The organism is Abyssibacter profundi (assembly GCF_003151135.1).
In the GTDB taxonomy this organism is placed as follows: domain Bacteria; phylum Pseudomonadota; class Gammaproteobacteria; order Nevskiales; family OUC007; genus Abyssibacter; species Abyssibacter profundi.
This window is the reverse complement of sequence record NZ_QEQK01000003.1, coordinates 279,518-299,525: the sequence shown is the minus strand read 5'-3', so window position 1 is coordinate 299,525 and position 20,008 is coordinate 279,518. Positions and strand designations below refer to the sequence as shown.

The window sequence follows — 20,008 nt, the reverse complement described above, 5'->3', positions numbered from 1 at the left end:
AACGACAACGCAGGATCGCGGGAAAACCGGCCCGTTCCGTCTGGATTGCGCCTGCAAACAGGCCAGACTGCGTTGCTCGTCGCTCATTTGGAATGACCAAACTTCGCTCCTCGCGCCTTGCCTGGCCTGTTTGCAGGCAGCAACTTGGCGGCGCAGATAAATCAGCGCTTCCCTAGCGCATGGGGCTCCAACCCCGCAGCCCGCGCACCGGCCTCGAAGGCCTGGATCGCCGCCTGGGCATCCGGCGCGCGTCCCGTGGCACCGACCTCGACAGGAAACCCATCGCGCATGCTGGGCAGGCAGGACAGGCGAACACGAGGGTGTTCGGCCCCGATGTCATCCAGCAGCGGGATCAGGTCAGATTCCGGAACCTGCCGAAACCCCAGTCGGCAGGTGACCAGCGCCGCCGAGGCATCGACCTCGCCGAACCGACGCTCCAGCACCCACTCCGCCATCGGCCAGGCCATCTCGGGAAAACCCGGCAGGAAGTAGCCATCGCCGAGGGCGAACCCCGGAACCTGGTTCACCGGATTGGGGATGAGTTCGGCCCCTTCCGGGAACTCGACCATGCGAATCCGGTGGGGGTAGGTGCGTTCGCCGTACAAAGACTCGAGCAGCGTCTGGCCGTCTGGATGAATCCTCAGCGGCCGCTCGAATGCCTGCGCGGCGGCCTGACGTGTCTGATCGTCAGGCGTGGCGCCAATGCCGCCGCAGCAGATGAATGGACAGCCCAGCGCGCGGGCATCGCCGAGCACACGGGCCACATCGGCGCGCCCGTCGCCAATGATCCAGACCTGCCGCAGGCTTAACCCACGGGCCGCGAACACTGCAGCGAAATGCGGCAGATGCTTGTCCCGCCGCCGGCCGGACAACAACTCGTCACCGACCAGTACGAGGGCAATGGATTGCGAGGCAGTCATGGCGCGAACACTAGGCGGGGTCGCTCAGGAACTCAATGCCCGCATCCGCCAGCCATGTTGTCACATGGCACCAAGCTTGCGGTGCCTGTGACCGCCGTCGCCACGCACGGCAACCACCGTCCCGCCAATGCCTATGAATTCGCTGATCCGTCTTACCCTGCTCTCCATCTGCCTCGGGCTATTCGCCTGTGGTCAAAGTCCTGCCACCAGCGAGCCCGTGGGTGGGGGACATCCGACCACCCCGCCGCCAGAGCCGCCGGCGGTGCCCGTCCAGTTCGAGCTGATCGAAGCGACCACCGCCGACATCCATGCCGCATTCGCGGGCGAACAGGTCACAGCAGATGGCGACCCGCTGACCTGTGTGGAACTGGCACAGATGTACATAGACCGCATCTTTGCCTACAACGACAACCCCCAGCCCTCGGGGGGATTGCCCATCCGCGGTGCGCTCTTTATCCACCCGACTGCGCTGGACCAGGCGGCCGAGCTGGATGCCTTGTACGCACGGGACGGCGGCGTGGGCGACCGTTACCTGCATTGCATGCCGGTCCTGCTCAAGGACAACTACGATACGTTCGATGCCCCAAGCACCTCGGGTAGCTATGCCATGCTGGGGCATCAGGCTGGCATAGACGCCGAATCGGTGCGCGGCCTGCGGGCCGCTGGTGCACTCATTCTCGGCAAGGCCAACCAGGATGAGTTCGCCTACTTCACCACCGGCTTTTCCGCGCGCGCAATCCAGGTCTCAAACCCTTACAACACGGCTGAGTCCCCGGCCGGCTCCTCATCCGGAACCGGCGCCTCGCTAGCAGCCAACTTTGCCTTGGGCGGGACCGGGTCGGATACCTGCCAATCCATCCGCCACCCCTCCTCGGTGAACGGGCTGGTCGGTATCCGGCCGTCCATGGGCGTGGTCAGCCAGCATGGCATCTTCCCGCTGTCTCATGCCCGTGACACCGGTGGGCCGATGACCCGCACCGTCACCGATAGCGCCCTGATGCTGACCGCGATGGCCAGCGTCGATCCACGAGACTTTCGAACCTTGGAGTTTCCAGCCGGTGAGCGACCCGCCAGCTACACCGAGTATCTCGATCGCGACGCCCACGGCGTCGCGGGTCGCAATATCGGCGTGCTGCGCCAGCTTGGCAGTTCGACCACGCCCGCCGGGACCGGACAACAGGCAGCGCTGATCGCCGCAGCCGTGGCCCAAATGGAAGCCATGGGCGCACATATCTACGACATCTACCTCCCCGAATTCACCAGTCGGGGGGCCGGCAATCAAAACTACGATGTCGGGGACTACTTCAGTATCTTCGAAATGGAGGGCGGATCGAGCCCGCGGGCCTGCCTTTCCAGCCTCAATAGCGGTCGCAGCAATGGCCGCGAGTCCTGCACGGGCATTGAAGGCATTCTCGAAACCGGGCGCACCGGCCCGCGTAGCGCCGCTTTAGTCGCACTCGGCGCCCAGGGTGACCCTGATCAACCCGGCGCCCCGGAACAGCTGGATGCCATGGCCGCTGAGCGGGCCTATGTGGAAGGCATCATGGATGCACTGGTCGACGAGAACGGCGACCCGGTGCTCGATGCCGACGGCAACCAGGTGCGACTGGATGCCTTCGTCCTCAGCCCCGGCCCGTCGGGCGGACGCACCTGTGACCTGGGCTCGACAACACATATGGGCAGCATCGTCGTGCCGGTTGGCTTCGACACCGACGCCGGCACGCCGCGTGGCATGGAGATTTTCGTGCGCCGCTTCGACGAGGGCACGGGCATCGGCATTGCCTACGACTACGAGCAGGCGACATTGCACCGGGCGCCACCGGACATCGTTCCGGCCACCGGCACCGAAATCGAGACCATCGCGCAGTTCAACGCACGCCAGCAACAAGCCTTGATGACCGCAGCCTCGGCAGCACCGGAAGACCTCCCGATCGAGACCTACATCCAGGCGCTGGAAGAGCTGTTGGGCATCTCGCCCTGAGCGATCCGGCTATCCGGTCAGGGCGGAGTGTGCGTCGCGCGGCAACACCTTGGGCCCGTCGTCGCCCGCAGGTTCGTCTGCACCGGAGAGCTCGGCCCGCACACGCGGCAAATATCCCGGATACTCGCGCTGGACGTAGTCGATCAGGCCTTCGCGAACCAGGCAGCGCAACTCCCAGGTCCGTGGACCATCGGCCGCGGTGACCAGTGCCCGCACCCGCACGCCGCGTTCGGTGCTATCAACAACCTGCAGAATGGCCAGATCCCCGTCCCAGAAATCCGAGGCTTCGCACAGCCGGGTCACGTCCTCGCGGAGCGGCTGCATGGGCATGCGATAGTCCACCCATAGCGAAACAACGCCGATGAGATTGGAGCTGGTCCGCGTCCAGTTCTCAAACGGGTGATCGATAAACCACTGCAGTGGCAGCAGCAGCCGACGACGGTCCCAGATGCGGACCACGACGTAGGTCGCGCGGATTTCCTCTATCCATCCCCATTCGCCCTCCACGACCACGGAATCACGCAGCCGGATGGGTTGGGTCAGGGCAATCTGAACGCCCGCGAGCAGGTTTGAGAGCACTGGACGGGCGGCAAAACCGATGACGATGCCGGCCACACCGGCAGAGGCCAACATGCTGGCGCCGATCTGGCGCACGCCCGGAAAGGTCATCAGCGCGGCCGCCACGCCGACCACGGCCACCAGAAAGGCGACAATCCGCGCCAACAACTGGGCCTGGGTGTGAATGCGGCGCGCCCGGTGGTCGCCCTGCTCCGCCCCCGGCTCCGTGGCGCGCAGGTACGAAGTGCCAAGGTCACGCGCGGCGGTCACGCCTGTGAGCGTCAGCGCGAAGATGAACAGCAACACCGTCAGCTTGTCGGCAGGGCCAACCCAGGCCGGCGCATCCGGCAGCGCATCCCAGTAGGTCATCAAACCCACCAGCGGCAAAATCGCCAACAGCGGGCGATGTGCGCGGCGGACAACGCTGCGGGCAAAGCTGCGGCGGCGCAGGGCTCCGCGCAGCGAATACAGCAGGCCCGCATTGAGCAGACCGGTGACCAGCACGATGAGCATGGCACCGAGCAACACCCCCAGTTGTGGGTGCTCGGCCAGCGGCAGGGTGGATTCAAGCTGATCAATCAGATCGTCAGGCATAGACTCCCGTTCGGAGCGCCGTCGCCCTGCACCGGCCGGGTGCAGCGGTGGCGCCAGATTGTTGAATGAACTGTGGTGGTCGCAAGACTGGGACCGGACCAGCCCCTCGATGTTCAGATCAGGCCGTCGGCCAGCTACGAAAAAGGGCCGCAGAAGCGGCCCTTTTTCAGGTCAGGCGATGCGGCTATTCAGCCGCCCAGCCAAAGCGCTCGACCGTCTCGAAAATGTCGGTCTCGGAGGCGATACCGATCATGTCGCCATCCTTCTCCACCAGCAGCCGCGAGAAGTTCTTGTCGGCCATAGCGCTGGCGGCTTCGCGCAGCGACATGTCCGGCGGCACGGCAAACACCGGGCGTGAGCAAATCTCGCCAACGGTGGTGTCCGTAGGCGACAGGTTGGACCGCACAATCTTGGTGACGATATCGCGGCGGGTCATGATGCCCCACTCACCGGCGTCATTCGGTTCGACGACGATACTGGACACATTTTCCGACTGCATGAGGTGCATGGCCTCATCAACCGAGGCGCTATCGGCCACGGTAATCAGCGTGCGGGTCATGATGTCGGACACGGTCTGCGGCGTGCGGCCGGTGGCGATCATCTCCTCCAGCGGCTCGAGCAGGCGGCGAATCTCACGCTGCTTGCGTTCCTTGACCAGCTGCTCGTGGCGCTGCTTGCGCTTGGCTTCCAGGTCGATACCGCCGCGCATCTGCTCGATCAAAGCGTCGGCAAACTGGCTGGTACCCACTTCCGTGGCACCATCGATCTGACGGGCGAAATCGTAGGTCACGATCTTGTCGCGGATCACCTCGGGGTAGCTGAGCGTGATCAGGTCGGCCGCTTCCTGCCAACCGATGTATTCCAGCATCATGACGCCGGAGAACAGCAGCGAACCGGGGTTGACCTTGTTCTGATTGGCGTACTTGGGTGCCGTGCCGTGCGTGGCCTCGAACACGGCCACGTGATCGGCCATGTTGGCGCCCGGGGCAATGCCAACACCGCCCACCTCGGCCGCGCAGGCATCGGACAGGTAGTCACCATTGAGGTTCATCGTGGCCAGCACGTCGAACTCATCCGGACGCAGCAACATGAGCTGGAAGATGATGTCGGCGATGCGGTCCTTGATGACCACCTTGCCTTCAGGGGCACGACCGTTGTACTCGCTGTACAGCTCGTCCTCGGTAATGGTCAGCTCGCCGAATTCCTCGCGGGCCACTTCGTAACCCCAGTTCCGGAAGGCACCTTCCGTGAACTTCATGATGTTGCCTTTGTGCACCAGCGTGACGGACTCGCGACCGTTGTCGATGGCGTACTGAATCGCCTTACGCACCAGACGCTTGGTCGCAAATGGCGAGATCGGCTTGACGCCCAGACCCGACTCATCGAAGAAGGTAGCGCCCATCTCATCGCGCAGGAAGGTTTCCAGCTTCTTCTGATCGTCGGAGCCCGACTGGAACTCAATGCCCGAGTAAACGTCTTCGGTGTTCTCGCGGAAGATCACGACATCGACCTTCTCCGGCTTTTTCAGCGGGCTGGGCACGCCGGCGTAATGGCGCACCGGGCGCACGCAGGCGTAGAGATCCAGCTCCTGGCGCAGGGCCACGTTCAGGCTGCGGAAGCCGCCGCCCACCGGGGTGGTCAGCGGCCCCTTGATGGCGACGATCAGGTCCTTAACGGCCTCCAGCGTCTCGGCCGGAAAGTAGTCCCCGTCATACAGACCCGCGGCCTTCTCGCCCAGAAACAGCTCGGCCCAGTGCACCTTCCGGCGGCCGTTATAGGCAATCTCGACCGCGGCGTCCCAGATCCGCAGACAGGCCTTGGTGATGTCAGGGCCGATGCCATCGCCCTCCACATATCCGAGGATCGGGTTGTCCGGCACTTTCAGCTGGCCATCTTTGACCGTGATCTTCTCGCCGTCTGACGGATATCGGATGTGCTTGTAACCCATTCGGGCTCTCCTCAGATTCGTGGTTGCGTGAAGCGGGGCATCGCGGCGTCAGCCGCCCCCGGTTGATTCCCGGGATTCTAACAAACGCAGGCGGCGACGGAGACGTCATCGGGCCGCGACCTTGGTCGCAAAGCGGACAGGGTCAGCCCCGCTCCTTGAATTGGCGAATGGCACGCCGGTTCTGACGATTCGGTCGCTGCGGCGGTGCCACCGGACGATTCTGCAAGCGTTCCACGCGCCGACGCTCCACATCCGCCGCCTGCATCTGCTCACCAGACGGCGTGCGCTGCAGCGCTTCTGCCGCCCGCGTCGCACTCACCCGCTTGCTCAGCAACTCGCACACTTCGACTTCGTCCCGCACGCCCTGGCGCTCGACGAACACCGTGTCACCCACGCGAAGTCCGCGCGAGGGCTTGGCGTCCTGACCGTTAACCTGCACGTGACCCCGTCGGATCGCGTCCTGGGCCATGGCCCGCGTCTTGAACAGCCGCACCGCCCACAGCCACACATCCAGGCGTGCCGTCGCCGCGTCGGCCGCCGCCTCGGGCTTGCGACGACTCATGAACAAAAACGCCCGCACAAGGCGGGCGCTCGGGCAGCGGCGTGGACCATTAGGCCTCGACGCCAGCCGCTTCTTTCAGCATGCGCTGCAGTTCGCCGGTCTGGTACAGATCCAGCGTGATATCGCAGCCGCCAATCAACTCGCCCTTGACGTACAGCTGAGGGAACGTGGGCCAGTTCGCAAACTTGGGCAGAGACCGGTAGATCTCTTCATCTTCATAGATGTTCACGTATGCGTAAGGCACGCCACAGGCATTCAGCGCCTGCGATGCGCGTGCAGAAAAACCGCACTGCGGAAAATCTGGAGAGCCCTTCATAAAAATGAGGATGGGGTTCTCGTCGACTTTCTGCTTGATGCGTTGCAAGGCGTCCATTCAAGCCACCTCCGTCGGTGTTGCTAGGTAGCCGCCGCGGGTGCGACGACAAGAAACGGGCGCGGATTATACAGATCCGTTGGAGACACGCCCGCGACAGCCAGACGTGAGCAAGTTCTGGGCCGATTGAGCGGAACCGCTGCCGTTCCCGAGGCTCCACAATACGATCCGCCCGCCCCCGCCTTGGTGCAACGCGGCCTGAACCCAGGCTGGACGTCATTGTCATCAAGACAGCGCTACCCTATGGTTAGCCTCCATTTGGCGCGCTCCCCCGGGCGCCAACCCATTTGCTTACAGTCAAGGAGATTGCACATGGCATTCACACTTCCTGAACTGCCGTACGCACGTGACGCACTCGAGCCGCACATGTCCAAGGAAACGCTGGACTTCCATTACGGCAAACATCACAAGACGTATGTCGACAAGGCCAACAGCATGATCGACGACACCGAGTTTGCCAACGCGTCGCTCGAAGAGATCATCAAGAATGCCGGCCCGGGCGGTCTGTTCAACAACTGCGCCCAGATCTGGAACCACACCTTCTTCTGGAATGGCCTGACCCCCGGTGGCAGCTCGCCCAGTGCAGCGCTGGCCGGCGAGATCGACAAGGCCTTCGGCTCGATGGACGCCTTCAAGGAGAAGTTCAACACCTCGGCTGCCGGCAATTTCGGCTCGGGCTGGACCTGGTTGGTGAAGACCGCCGACGGTCAGCTGGACGTGGTCAATACCGACGATGCCGACAACCCGATGACGGCCGGTCATACCCCGCTGCTAACGGCCGATGTCTGGGAGCATGCTTACTACATCGACTACCGCAATTCACGGCCGAAGTATCTGGAAAACTTCTGGCAGTTGGTGAACTGGGACTTTGTCGAGAAGAACCTCAACGCCTAACCGAGACCACTCGGTGTTAGCGGGCTGCCCGGCCACCGGGCGGCCCGTTTTCATTTTGGGAACAGCTGATGACTAAACGCGACTTTCTCACGCTACTCGACTTCACCGGCCCTGAACTGGATGCACTCATCCAGCGCGCCATCGAACTCAAGCGCGACCGCCACGGCCACCGCCCCCTGGTCGGGCGCACGCTGGCGATGATCTTCGAGAAGAGTTCGACCCGGACACGTGTGTCTTTCGAGGCCGGCATGGCGCAGCTGGGCGGCGATGCCCTGTTCCTGTCCCCGCGTGACACCCAACTGGGGCGCGGTGAACCCATTGAGGACACGGCCCGCGTGCTCGGCGGCATGGTCGATGCGGTGATGATCCGCAATGACGACCAGCAGGCGCTGGAGCGGTTTGCAGCGGCCTGCGACGTCCCGGTCATCAACGCGCTATCCGACCGTTTCCATCCCTGTCAGCTGCTCGCCGATGTCCAGACCCTGGTCGAGCATTTCGGTAGCGTCCGCGGCCGCCGCATCGCCTGGGTGGGTGACGGCAACAATGTCTGCAATTCCTTTGCACTGGCCGCCCGTCAGTTCGGCTTCACCCTTTCCGTGGCCTGCCCGGAAGGCTTCGAACCCGACGCCGATGTGCTCGAACAGGCCGGCGACTGCGTGCAAATCGTCCGTGAGCCCGGCGCAGCGACAGCCGGGGCCGATGCTGTCGTCACCGATGTCTGGGCCAGCATGGGACAGGAAAGCGAGCAAACCAGTCGCGTGGCCGCATTCGCCGGCTACCAGGTCGATGAGGCGCTCATGCAGCAGGCGGCCGAACACGCCGTCTTTCTGCACTGCCTGCCGGCCCATCGCGGCGAGGAAGTGGCGGCCGGTGTCATTGATGGCCCGCGCAGCCTGGTCTGGGACGAGGCGGAGAACCGCCTGCATGCCCAAAAGGCGCTGCTGGAATTCCTGATGCTGCCGCAGTAGCGCCCGGCTGGCGACGTCAGTCGACCGCGCGCGCCAGCACCAGCGAATAGGCGGTCGGCTCAGGCGTCGTCAGCAACTGTTCGATGCGAAAACCGGCGGGCTCGAGTAAGGCGGTCAGCGATGCCTCGCTGTACTTGTGGCTTAGCTCCGTGCGGATGCGCTCACCCGCCGTGAATTGCAGCGTTTGATCCAGCCGCCCGATGCGCACGGCCTGCTCGCGCTGCGACTCGAGATACATTTCGATCCGTTCAGCCTCGGTGTTGTACACGGCCCGATGCGAAAAGCCGTCGAGATCGAAATCGGCGTCTAGCTCGCGGTTGAGCACCCGCAACACATTGAGGTTGAACGCCGCGGTCACGCCCTCGCGATCATCATAAGCACGCTCCAGCACGCCTGGCGCCTTGACCCGGTCGGCACCCAGCAACAGGGTGTCACCGGCACGCAGCAGCCCTCGGATTTCACCAAGAAAGACCTCGGCCTGTTCGGGCCGAAAATTGCCCAGCGTTCCACCCAGGAAGAGCACGCTGCGGCGCCCCTCATCAGGAATCGGCAGATCCAGCCCTGCGTGGTAATCACCGACCAGGCCATGGACTTGCAAACCCGACCACTCGGCAACCAGACCCGCCGCAGAGCTCCGCAACATCTCCTCGGACACATCGAACGGCCAGTAGATCGTGCCCGGCGCCGCATGCTGGAGCAGATGGCGTGTCTTGCGGGAGCTACCGCTCCCCAGCTCGATCAGGTGTCGGGCATCCATCGCCTGCATCAGCGCAGCGCCGTGCGTTTCGAGCAACTGTGCCTCGCAACGGCTCGGGTAGTAGTCCTGGGTCGCGCAGATGTCCTCGAATAATTTGGCACCCCGCTCATCGTAAAAGTACTTGGCCGGCAGGCGGCGCGGAGGGGCGAGCAAGCCCTGCCTCACATCGTCCATGAGCGAGCCAACTGGTCGGGCGGGAGGAATGCGGCTGATGCGCAGCCGAGCGTCGGTGCCGTCCATGTGCACGCCATTCAGAAACCGGGTGCGCAGGTTACCATCGGGCCACGTTCGCTCCAGGCCTGAACATGTGCCGGCTCGCTGCCTACCTCGGCCCCTCGATTTCCCTGCGCCAGTTCCTGCTGGATCCGCCCCACAGTCTGTTTCGGCAATCCTGGGATCCGCAGGAACTGACCGAAGCACGCCTGAATGCAGATGGCTATGGCGTGGCCTGGCAGCAGGCCGACGGCCGCATGGGCCGCTACACACAGCCCATGGCCGCCTGGAACGACCTCAACCTGCCCTCGCTGGCCGACGCGCTGCAGAGTCGCTTGTGGTTGGGCAACGTGCGCAGCGCCACGCCCGGGCAGATCGTCCACGCCATTAACACCCAGCCCTACGCCGTGGAACGATTGGCCATGACTCACAACGGCTACCTGTCGGGGCTGGCAGAAGGCGGCCGCGGCCGCATGCTCGCCCGGCTGTCCGACCGGATCCAGGCCGACCTGCAGGGCACGACCGATTCGGAATACCTGTTCGCACTCGTCCGTCAGGCACTGACCGATGGCGCCGCCTCGCTGGATCAGGCGCTCGCGGTCGCGCTGGAACAGGCCGTTCACGACACCCGAGAGCACCCGGCGCTGCTCAATGTGTGTCTCAGCGATGGCAAGACGCTGGTCTTTAGTCGCTACTCCGTCGAGCGGCCGAACCCCAGCCTGTACTGGCACCCGGCGCACCCGGCCTACCCCGGCGGACAGCTGCTGGCGTCCGAACGGTTCGACGAAGACCCCGGTTGGCGCACGGTGGACACCAACAGCCTGACCGTGCTCGAGCCCGATCGCCCCCCGCGCATGACGCCACTGCCGATCAAGACGGCCTGAACAACCGGCACCATCACCGGGCGGTGATGAACCCTGGCCACCGCCAGGAGTCGACGACTAAGCTGCGCCCAAAAAATGTCACTGCCGGGACCCTGTTGAGGAGACCAGACCCCGCATGAAGGGATTGCGATCAACCGCTGCCCAGGCCCACCGCCTCGACCGGCTGCAAGCGCTGCGTCGATCGGTCACGGCCGTGTTGCACGAGGAACCAGCGCACGATGCGCGCGCCCAGTTGCACCCCTGCCTGAGCCCCAGTGCCTGGCATGTCGGGCACACGCATTTTGTCGAGGCCTTGTGGCTGCGCAGGAACCTGCTGGGCAACGCCGATGATCTCGACGGTCTGGACGCGCTGTACGTGCCCGAGGTCTGTCCGAAGCACAGCCGTGGCCCGCAGCTGCCAGACCCAGCACGGCTGCTGGACTGGTGCGATCACATGGCCCGCCGGGCCGATGCCGCGTGGCAGCAGGCCTACACCCGGCACCGACGCCACGGCATGGTCAGCCGCCATTACTTGCTGCATTTTCTGGAACAGCATTACGCGCAGCACCTGGAAACGCTGCGCATGATCCAGCAGATCGCCGCGCTGACGAACCACCGCGCCGACAGCCCGGCCAGTCGGCTGCAAACCCGCGATCCGACGTGGGAGTGGGTCGATGTACCCGCGCAAACCCTTCGCGTGGGCGAACCCGGCGCGACGCCAGCACCCTACGACAACGAACTGGGCCCGCATGACGCCGCATTGGCGCCGCACGCGCTGGCACGCCGCCCCGTGAGCAACGGCCAGTGGCTGGCCTTTATGGAAGCAGGTGGCTACGAGCGGGCAGCGCACTGGTCAGACGCCGGCTGGGCCTGGCGTCGTCGGCTGGAGCAGGCGGCCCCGCATCATTGGCGGCTTTCCGAACAGGGCTGGTACGCCGTGCACGCGGATGGCCGGACCGACTCGCTGCATCCGGATGACCCGGTCATGGGTATCAGCTGGCACGAAGCCCAGGCATTTGCGCGCTGGAGCGGCACCCGACTGCCTCATGAACTCGAATGGCTGCGTGCGGTCCGCAGCGGTGCGCTGGATCAACTCGGTGCGGCCTGGGAATGGATGGCTAACCCCTTATACGCCTTCCCTGGCTACCGGGATTTCCCCTACCCGGGCTACACCCTGCCCTGGTGCGATGGACAGCATTACGTGTTGAAAGGCGGGTCGCGCTGGACCGAAGACGACATCCGCCGGCCCGATTTTCGCAACTTCTACACCGCCGACATGCGCCATGTATTTGCAGGCCTACGCGTGGCCCGCCGCCAGCCGGATTAACCGCAGGAATTGCACCACCCCCGCCACGTCGACAGAATACCGCCTTGCTCCGGGGACCCTCTGCTGACATGTACAACCCGCTGGACCCACCGTCCACCGATTTCAATCGCGATCATCCGCCTGCTTCCGACATCGAGCCCATCGTACGCGCCGCCCTGGCCGAGGATGTCGGCGATGGTGACCGCACGGCTGCCCTTGTCGACGACGCTGCCCAGATTCAGGCCAGCGTCATCAGCCGCGAATCCGCCGTGCTCTGTGGCACGGCCTGGTTTACCGCGGTCTTTGCCGAACTGGACCCGGACCTCAAGCTCCACTGGCTGGCCAAGGATGGCGACTATGTTCGCCCCGAACAGGAACTGGTTCGGCTCGAAGGCTCGGCGCGGTCATTGCTCACGGGCGAACGCACGGCGCTGAATTTTCTGCAGCTGCTGTCCGGCACGGCCACGCTCACCCGTCGATACGTCGACCGGGTCAAGGGCACGCGGGCGCAGATCGTCGATACGCGCAAGACCCTGCCCGGGCTGCGTACGGCTCAGAAATACGCCGTGCGCTGTGGCGGTGGAGTGAACCATCGATTCGGCTTGTACGACGCGGTCATGATCAAGGAGAACCACGTTGCAGCCGCCGGAGGGCTGGGCGCGGCGATTTACCAGGCGCGCATGGCCTACGCCAAGGTGCCGGTCATTGCCGAAGCCGAAACGATTGGAGAGGTGGAAGAAGCGCTCAAGTCACCGGCGCCACCCGACATCCTGCTGCTCGACGACTTCGAAACCCACCTGCTGGCACGTGCGGTCAACATGGTGGGCCAGCACAGCCGGCATGCCCACAACAAGGTGCTGGTTGAGGCCTCCGGCGGCATCGATCAAAACAATGTGCGCGACGTGGCCGACACCGGTGTCGACCGTATCTCCATTGGCGGACTGACCAAGCACGTCACGGCAGTCGACCTGTCCATGCGGGTGACTGACTAAACCAGGCCCGGTGCCGACTCGGCACCGGGACGCCGACAAACTGCAGCGATTCTTGCCTGCGGTTTCCCCATCGTATTTCACAAGACTGGACCTGCCATGGAAACGCTGGTTGGAACACTCAATGGCCTGATCTGGAGCAAGGCACTCATCGCGCTGTGCCTGGGCGCTGGCCTGTACTTCTCCATCCGCACCCGCTTTATGCAGGTCCGCGGACTACGCGAGATGATCCGCCTGCTGTTCGACGGCAAGGAGTCCAAGGCCGGCGTGTCGTCCTTCCAGGCGCTGGCAATCTCCCTCTCCGGCCGCGTGGGCACCGGCAATATTGCTGGCGTGGCCACCGCCATCACCTTTGGTGGGCCCGGCGCCATTTTTTGGATGTGGGTCGTGGCATTCCTCGGGGCGTCGACCGCCTATGTCGAAGCCACGCTGGCGCAGATCTACAAGGAAAAGGACGACAACGGCCAGTACCGCGGTGGTCCGGCCTATTACATCGAAAAGGCCACGGGCCAGCGTTGGTATGCCTGGCTTTTCGCCCTGTCCACCGTGCTGGCCACGGGCTTTCTGCTACCTGGTGTACAGGCCAATAGCATCGCCATCAGCATGACCGAAGCTTGGGGCCTCGCCCCAACGGTGACGGCCGCCCTACTGGTGGTCGGCCTGGGCATGATCATCTTCGGTGGCGTTCACCGGATTGCCCATTTCACCCAGCTGGTCGTGCCCTTTATGGCGCTGGCCTACATCCTCGTTGCGCTGGTCGTGCTCTTCCTGAACATCGACCAGGTTCCGCGCGTCGTCGGGCTTGTGCTGGGGTCAGCCTTTGGCAGCGAGGCGGCATTCGGCGCGGTGCTGGGCCTGGCGGTGGAATGGGGCGTCAAACGCGGCATTTATTCCAATGAAGCGGGTCAGGGAACGGCGCCTCACGCAGCGGCCGCCGCCGAGGTGTCCCACCCGGCCAAACAGGGTTTCGTGCAGGCGTTCTCCGTTTACGTCGACACGCTGCTGGTCTGTTCGGCCACGGCGTTCATGATTCTGTCGACCGGCATGTACAACGTGATGAACCAGGCCGGTGAAGCCATCGTCGAGGCATTACCCGGCGTGGAGGCTGGACCCGGATATACGCAGGCAGCCGTCGAGACCATCCTGCCCGGCTGGGGCTCAGGCTTTATTGCCGTGGCGCTGCTGTTCTTCGCGTTCACGACGATCATCGCCTACTACTACATGGCCGAGACGAACATCGCCTATATCAACCGCAAAGCCCAGCGGCCCTGGATGATCCTGGCACTGCGTATCGGCATTCTTGCCGCCGTCACTTACGGGACGGTTCGTAGCGCCAACCTCGCCTGGGCCATGGGTGATATCGGCGTGGGACTGATGGCCTGGCTCAACATCATCGCCATCCTCATCATCCAACGGCCCGCACTCAAGGCACTCAAGGACTACGAGCGGCAGCGCAAGGCGGGCACCGATCCGGTGTTCGACCCCGACGCGCTGGAGATCGAGAACGCCGAGTTCTGGAAACGCTAAGGCCGCTAGGCGCTAGCTCGCAGACTTATAGGACTAAGCGCAGTCGCTGAAAGCCCGCGGCAAGGTCCTCGAGCAGGTCCTCGACTGCCTCCAGCCCGATATGCAGCCGAATCAGCTGGCCGGGTTGGGTCCAAGGGCTTGCCGATCGCAGCGGGCGCGGGTCGGTGGGCAGGATGAGGCTTTCGTACCCACCCCAGCTGTAGCCCAGGGCAAAGAGTTCGAAGCCATCGACAAACGCGGCCAGCTGCTGTTCGTCCAGGGCGGTCAGCCGGATCGCCATGAGCCCACAGCCGCCGGCAAAGTCGCGCGACCAAAGGGCGTGTCCGGCATCCGCCGGCCAGGGCGGGAACAGGATGTCCTGCACCTCGGGCTGTTCGGATAGCCATTCGCAGACCCGTAGCGCTGATCGGGTGTGTTGATCAAGCCGCACGGCCAGGGTGCGCAGCCCGCGCAGGGCCAGCGCGCAGTCATCTGGGGAGACGCTATGCCCCAGCTGCATGGAGCCATCCCGCACGCGCTGCAGCGCGGCCCCCGAACCCGATACCACGCCTAGCATGGCGTCGGAGTGTCCCACCAGGTACTTGGTGGCCGCGTGCACAACCAGATCCACGCCATGACCAATGGCATCGAAGCCCAGCGATGTGGCCCAGGTGTTATCGAGCGCGGTCACGCACCCGGCCGCCTGAGCGGCCCGGCAAATGGCCGGCACATCCGACACCTCGAAGGTGACCGAACCCGGTGACTCAAGGTAAATCAACCGGGTGTTCGCCTGGATGAGTTGCGCGATATCACCGCCGATGGCGGGATCAAAATAGCGAACCGTGACCCCCAGCCGCTGCAACAGATCATCGCAACTCTTGCGCGTCGGCCAGTAAACATTGTCCGAGACCAGCACGTCGTCGCCGTTGCGGACCTGAGACAGAATCGCCAGCACACAGGCGGCCAAACCCGACGGCACCGCCACCGCCCCGTCCGCACCGTCGAGGTCGGCGACTGCAGCCTCTAGGTCATGCCGGTTGTGGGTGCCAAAACGGCCGTAGAACACGCCCTCCTGCGGGCGCGCTGTCGCGGCCCGAAGCTCGGCCAGTGTCGGAAAGACCACGGTGGATGCGCGCCCCACCGGTGTATTGACCAGCCCCTGGTCGCGCGCCGGGTTGCGCCCCAGATGTGCCAGGCGGGTTCGAGGTTTGCGAGTCACGGAGCAGCATCGCCGTTTGAGTGTCTGGCCGTATAGTACGCATCCGCCCAAGCATCAGGCTCCGGCCATGGATGACCTGCTCATGCGTGGTGTCGATGCGGTCATGGCAGCCCTGCCGCGCCGCCCGCCGCCACCGACCCGGCTGGAGGCCGCCCGGATCATCTCGCATCGCGGAGAACGTCCGACGCCCGCCGTCCGCGAGAACACCTATGCCGCCTTTGATCCACTGCGGGACTCGGGGGTCTGGGGGCTGGAGTTCGATATCCGATTTACTGCCGACGGCGTGCCTGTCGTCTACCACGACGAGGACTTGCAGCGCGTGCACGGACGCGGCGAACGGCTGGACCAACTGTCGCAGACGACGCTCGCTTCCATTGCACCAGACATCCCCACGGCAGCCGGGTTTGTCCAGCGCTATGCCCGGCGCTTCCACCTGATGATCGAGATCAAGCAGGAGCCCTATCCGGACGAGGCCGCGTACTGCCGAGCCCTGATGGAGGCGCTCGGCTCGCTGGAGCCGGGACGAGACTTCCATTTAATGAGTCTGCACCCCGCCATGATGGACCGCTTTGTCGACGTTCCGGAATCGGCCAAGATCAGCATTGCCCGGTTCAACATCGCCCAGATTAGCGACCATGTACTGACGCGCCGCCAGGCCGCCATCGGCGCGCATTACGCGCTGCTCACCGGTCGACGGGCGCGGCAACACCTGGCGGCTGGCCAGGAGCTGGCACTGGGATTCCCCCGCTCACGCAACAGCCTGAGCCGCGAAATCCAGCGCGGCGCCAATTGGCTGTTCACAAACGAGGCCTTGGCCATGCAGCAGGCCCTGGAGCAACTCAAGGCACAACGGCCCGTCCCGTGATCAGCACTGGCCTCCAGCAGCTGGGTCCACGATGATGAGGGCGTCTCCCAACCCCGCCTAGCCATGACAGAACATCGCGCTGACCTTCGTCCACGCCCCCACCTGACCGCGCGACTGGCCAGTCTGGTCGCTCTTCTGTGCCTTTGGGCAGCGCCGGCTGCGGCGCAGCTGGAGTCGGCCGAAGATGTCACCCTATGCATGAACGGCAACGTTCCCCAGGAAACGTTCTCGCAGATGCTGGGGATTACGACTTATGACGGCGCCAGCATCGAGCGACGCATGGTGATCCAGATGTACGGTCGCCGGATCGGCGAACGCGCCATCAACCTGATGCTGCACGTACTACGCCCAGAGGAGCTGGCCGGCACCCGCTACCTGCTGCGCAGCGGCGTGGAACACGACGATGTCCGCATTTACCTGCCCAGCCTGCGCGCCACGCGGGAAATTGATGGTGAGATGGTGTGGAGCAACCTCTGGGGCACGGATTTCAGCTACGTTGACCTCAAACAGATTTTCGGGGTGTTCAGCCAAGCCCATGTCGCACGCGAAGACGACGGGATGCTGGGTGACCGCCCCGTATATCGACTCGCGGTCCGACCCGCACAGCGCAACGCCTCGCCCTATGGGCGCATCATCAGCCATGTCGACCAGCGCACATGCTTGGCACTCCGTGTCGATTTCTTTGCACCAGACGGGCATCAGCTCAAGCAGCTCCAACTCAATCCGGAGATTCTGTCCAAGGAAGACGGCCGTTTCGTCGGGCACGAATGGACCATGCAGGACCTGCGCACCCCGAACAGACGCACGGAGCTGCACCTGGGTGATGTCCGCTATCACGCCGACCTGAACGATGCCGCATTCGATCCGCGCCTGTTCATGACCGTCGAGTAACACCATGCCCCTGTGGGCCCGAGGCCGATGGCTTGTTCTGGCGGCGCTCACGGCCTGGGCCGTGGCGTGGCTGGTCCAGTCTGGTCCTGGCCCGGCGATTGATGTCTCGACCGAGCGCCTGCAATCGACGCCTGGCCCGCCCATAGACCACGTGTTGGTGCTGGGCTGGCACGGCGACACCCCGATCACCGCGGCGCAACTCGCTGCCATTGACGCACGGGCGTCCGATCTACGCGCCCTGCCCGCCGTCAGCGACGTGAAACTGCCAACCCAGCTTGCCCCGAACATCGGCCGCATCGACGCCGCATCGCTGTCGCAGCACCCGCTGATCAGAGACCGATGGGTTAGCGCAGATGGTACGGCGCTGCTCGGCCGGATCGAGTCGCATGCCGGTACCGACCTGACCCAGCTGGCAGACGCGGTGCTCGCGCTGAGTCGCATCGACGGACTCAGCACCTCAATCACCGCTCCCCAGCTGCTGGATCAGGCCCAGGCGCAGGTGATCGAAACCGGGCTTTCACGGCTGCTGGTCGGTGGCAGCGCCGGATTCATTCTCCTGATGCTGCTGCTGTGGCGCAGCCTGCGCGCGGCCGCTGGCATTGTCCTGAGCATGGTTGTCAGCCTGCTCTGGACACTGGCCGCGCAGCGGGCGCTGGGCATTCCACTGGACATGGTGACGCTGATCGCGCCCGCGCTAACGGCCACACTGACGCTGGCCTACGCCATGCACCTCATCGCCAGCTCGGCGAGCACGGACACCCTGACGGAGGCCGTTCGAGCCGTACGCCAGCCGATGCTGCTCACGGCCGCGACCACCATCGCGGGCCTGCTGGCGCTCGCGCTCAGCCCGGCGCCAGCCATCCGAGACTTCGCCCTGCTGGCCAGCCTCGGCGCCGGGTTCTCGGCGCTGAGCGTGCTCACCGTGCTGCCGCTGGTGCTGCGCACACGTGCCCGCAAACCGCACTGGCGGCGTGGCTGGCCGCAGCTGCTCCAACCCGTACTCGGGCTGGCCGCCCGTCTGACAGCCCATGGATCCAAGCGATTGTTGTTCGTCTGGGCCTTGCTGCTCATCGGACTCGCCGTAGGCGCGGTGCGTGTGACCCACGAACTTGATCCGATGCGCGGCCTGCCCACACAAGACCCCGCCCGTCAGAACTTCGAGCGACTCAATCACGCGGTGGGCGGATTACAGACGCTGGACATCGAGATCGCCCTGGACCGACCCCAGGCCTGGATCGAGCCCGGCGCGCACGCCACCTTGAAGCAGCTAGAGCAGACGCTGGAGGCCAACGCCCGTGTCGGTACGGTTTTCACGCATCTGGACCATGCCCGCGCGGCAAGCCAGTGGTTCGGCCAAAAGGATGCCGACCTGCCCGCGGGTCCAGCATTGGCTCAACTGCTGGTGTTCGGTACCAGCGATTCGGTGTATGACCGGATCGATCGCAGGTTTCGGGTTGCACGCCTGCAGCTCAGCACGCCTGTCACCGGCTCCGGCGAGGCTGCCCAGCTACTCGACGACATCGACCAGGCACTGGCCGGTCTCCGGCGGAGCCTGCCCTCGGCCACCACCACGGTCCGTGGCAGCCTGCAACGGCTGCAGGCTTCGGCGGAAGCGCTTGCAAAAAGTCAGAGTCGCTCGCTGCTGCTGGCGCTGGCGGCCATGTGGGTGTTGCTCGGCATCCTCTTCGCCTCGGCCCGCACCGGACTGCTGCTGTTGCTGCCGAACACCCTGCCCCTGCTGGCCTTCTTCGGCTTCATTGGCTGGTCGGGCCTGCAACTGGGGCCGGTGACTGGACTGGCTGCCTGCGTGGTGCTGGGTATCGCCGTGGACGACACGCTGCACTACTTCGCGCGCTACCACGCCCTGGCCCGTCGCCGCGCAGCGGAACGTCCGGCGGCCATCGAGGCCCTGGAGCAAACACTGCTGCCGATCACAATGACCACGCTGGCGCTGATCGTCGGCTTCATCTGCCTGATGGCCACCGCTCTGGAAGCACATCTGCAATTCGGCTTGCTCTGCGCGCTGGCACTCATGGTCGCCTGGTGTTGCGACGTGTTTCTCACCCCGCTACTGGCCGCGCGCATGCGCTTTGTCACGCTGTGGGACACGCTACGCCTGGACCTGGGCACCGATCCCCAGCATCAGATTCCCCTGCTGGCCGGACTGAGCAAACGACAGGCCCGCACCTTCGCCCTGCTGACCGATTTGCAGACAAGACCCGCTGGCGCCGTGATCATGCGTGCCGGCGACCACAGCGACGAGTGTTTTGTCGTCATCGATGGCGAACTGCGCGTGGATCGAGACCGGGCAGACCGGGATTGGCATGTCGCCACACTCGGCCGTGGCGCGCTGGTCGGCGAGGTCGGACTGTTTCAGCAGGCACGGACGGCCAATGTGGTCGCCCAATCACCGGTCCGCCTGATTCGCTTCAGCAGTGCTGATCTGCGGCAGCTGGTGCGCCAGGCCCCACGGATTGCCGCAGTCGTCATGTTCAATCTCAATGCCATTCAGGCCGAGCGCCGCAGCCAGGACAGCCGCGCCTATCTCGGCGACGCGCCGACGAACTGATCCTCGGCGCGCTCGTGGCAGTCCCGATCACG

At 64.6% G+C, this 20,008-nt stretch carries 17 protein-coding genes; 10 read left to right on the top strand and 7 right to left on the bottom strand.

All coding sequences use genetic code 11. From position 1 onward, the window contains the following. Positions 1-161: 161 nt before the first annotated feature. On the bottom strand, positions 162-920 hold the full coding sequence (locus DEH80_RS04605) for a competence/damage-inducible protein A (RefSeq protein ID WP_109719288.1): 759 nt from the start codon (positions 918-920) through the stop codon (positions 162-164). Positions 921-1,053: 133 nt separating this feature from the next. Here DEH80_RS04605 and DEH80_RS04600 point away from each other — a divergent pair, with 133 nt between their 5' ends. Then, positions 1,054-2,901 (top strand): amidase, encoded by a 1,848-nt coding sequence (locus tag DEH80_RS04600; protein ID WP_165831288.1) that lies wholly within the window; start codon positions 1,054-1,056, stop codon positions 2,899-2,901. Between the two features lie 9 nt (positions 2,902-2,910). Here the strand turns inward: DEH80_RS04600 and DEH80_RS04595 are convergent, their stop codons facing one another. The 4 genes from DEH80_RS04595 to grxD all read right to left on the bottom strand — a co-directional run bounded on the left by DEH80_RS04595 (position 2,911) and on the right by grxD (position 6,936). Continuing rightward, on the bottom strand, positions 2,911-4,053 hold the full coding sequence (locus DEH80_RS04595; protein WP_207774467.1) for a mechanosensitive ion channel family protein: 1,143 nt from the start codon (positions 4,051-4,053) through the stop codon (positions 2,911-2,913). A 184-nt stretch (positions 4,054-4,237) separates the two neighbouring features. Continuing rightward, positions 4,238-6,001 (bottom strand): isocitrate dehydrogenase (NADP(+)), encoded by a 1,764-nt coding sequence (gene icd / locus DEH80_RS04590; protein WP_109719286.1) that lies wholly within the window; start codon positions 5,999-6,001, stop codon positions 4,238-4,240. Between the two features lie 142 nt (positions 6,002-6,143). Beyond that, positions 6,144-6,563: an RNA-binding S4 domain-containing protein gene (locus DEH80_RS04585; protein ID WP_133249115.1), complete on the bottom strand. Its 420-nt coding sequence runs from the start codon at positions 6,561-6,563 to the stop codon at positions 6,144-6,146. Positions 6,564-6,612: 49 nt separating this feature from the next. Then, a complete protein-coding gene (gene grxD / locus DEH80_RS04580; RefSeq protein ID WP_109719284.1) occupies positions 6,613-6,936 on the bottom strand; it encodes a Grx4 family monothiol glutaredoxin in 324 nt (107 codons plus the stop codon). Between the two features lie 312 nt (positions 6,937-7,248). Between grxD and DEH80_RS04575 the strand changes: the two genes are divergently transcribed. Further along, positions 7,249-7,830: a superoxide dismutase gene (locus tag DEH80_RS04575; RefSeq protein ID WP_109719283.1), complete on the top strand. Its 582-nt coding sequence runs from the start codon at positions 7,249-7,251 to the stop codon at positions 7,828-7,830. Between the two features lie 68 nt (positions 7,831-7,898). Continuing rightward, positions 7,899-8,798 carry an ornithine carbamoyltransferase gene (gene argF / locus DEH80_RS04570; protein WP_109719282.1) on the top strand — a complete coding sequence of 300 codons (900 nt, stop codon included), beginning with the start codon at positions 7,899-7,901 and terminating at the stop codon, positions 8,796-8,798. Positions 8,799-8,814: 16 nt separating this feature from the next. Here argF and egtD read toward each other — a convergent pair whose 3' ends face one another. Further along, a complete protein-coding gene (gene egtD, locus DEH80_RS04565; RefSeq protein WP_243412747.1) occupies positions 8,815-9,795 on the bottom strand; it encodes an L-histidine N(alpha)-methyltransferase in 981 nt (326 codons plus the stop codon). 65 nt (positions 9,796-9,860) lie between these two features. Here egtD and DEH80_RS04560 point away from each other — a divergent pair, with 65 nt between their 5' ends. The 4 genes from DEH80_RS04560 to DEH80_RS04545 all read left to right on the top strand — a co-directional run bounded on the left by DEH80_RS04560 (position 9,861) and on the right by DEH80_RS04545 (position 14,453). Further along, complete coding sequence (locus tag DEH80_RS04560) at positions 9,861-10,652, top strand: class II glutamine amidotransferase (protein ID WP_109719280.1); 792 nt, start codon at positions 9,861-9,863, stop codon at positions 10,650-10,652. 115 nt (positions 10,653-10,767) lie between these two features. Then, positions 10,768-11,958: an SUMF1/EgtB/PvdO family nonheme iron enzyme gene (locus DEH80_RS04555; protein WP_109719279.1), complete on the top strand. Its 1,191-nt coding sequence runs from the start codon at positions 10,768-10,770 to the stop codon at positions 11,956-11,958. A gap of 68 nt (positions 11,959-12,026) precedes the next feature. Continuing rightward, entirely contained in the window at positions 12,027-12,929 is a 903-nt protein-coding gene (gene nadC, locus DEH80_RS04550; RefSeq protein ID WP_109719278.1) for a carboxylating nicotinate-nucleotide diphosphorylase, read from the top strand. A gap of 96 nt (positions 12,930-13,025) precedes the next feature. After that, complete coding sequence (locus tag DEH80_RS04545) at positions 13,026-14,453, top strand: alanine/glycine:cation symporter family protein (RefSeq protein ID WP_109719277.1); 1,428 nt, start codon at positions 13,026-13,028, stop codon at positions 14,451-14,453. A gap of 25 nt (positions 14,454-14,478) precedes the next feature. Here DEH80_RS04545 and metC read toward each other — a convergent pair whose 3' ends face one another. Further along, a complete protein-coding gene (gene metC, locus DEH80_RS04540; RefSeq protein WP_109719276.1) occupies positions 14,479-15,651 on the bottom strand; it encodes a cystathionine beta-lyase in 1,173 nt (390 codons plus the stop codon). 67 nt (positions 15,652-15,718) lie between these two features. On the opposite strand from metC, the gene DEH80_RS04535 reads away from it, so the two are divergent. From DEH80_RS04535 to DEH80_RS04525, 3 genes are all read left to right on the top strand, one after another. Beyond that, positions 15,719-16,516 carry a glycerophosphodiester phosphodiesterase gene (locus DEH80_RS04535; RefSeq protein ID WP_109719275.1) on the top strand — a complete coding sequence of 266 codons (798 nt, stop codon included), beginning with the start codon at positions 15,719-15,721 and terminating at the stop codon, positions 16,514-16,516. A gap of 63 nt (positions 16,517-16,579) precedes the next feature. Further along, on the top strand, positions 16,580-17,407 hold the full coding sequence (locus DEH80_RS04530) for an outer membrane lipoprotein-sorting protein (protein ID WP_109719274.1): 828 nt from the start codon (positions 16,580-16,582) through the stop codon (positions 17,405-17,407). Between the two features lie 4 nt (positions 17,408-17,411). Continuing rightward, the gene (locus DEH80_RS04525) at positions 17,412-19,976 is read left to right on the top strand and encodes an MMPL family transporter (RefSeq protein ID WP_109719273.1); all 2,565 of its coding nucleotides are present in this window, start codon (positions 17,412-17,414) and stop codon (positions 19,974-19,976) included. Positions 19,977-20,008: the final 32 nt, after the last annotated feature.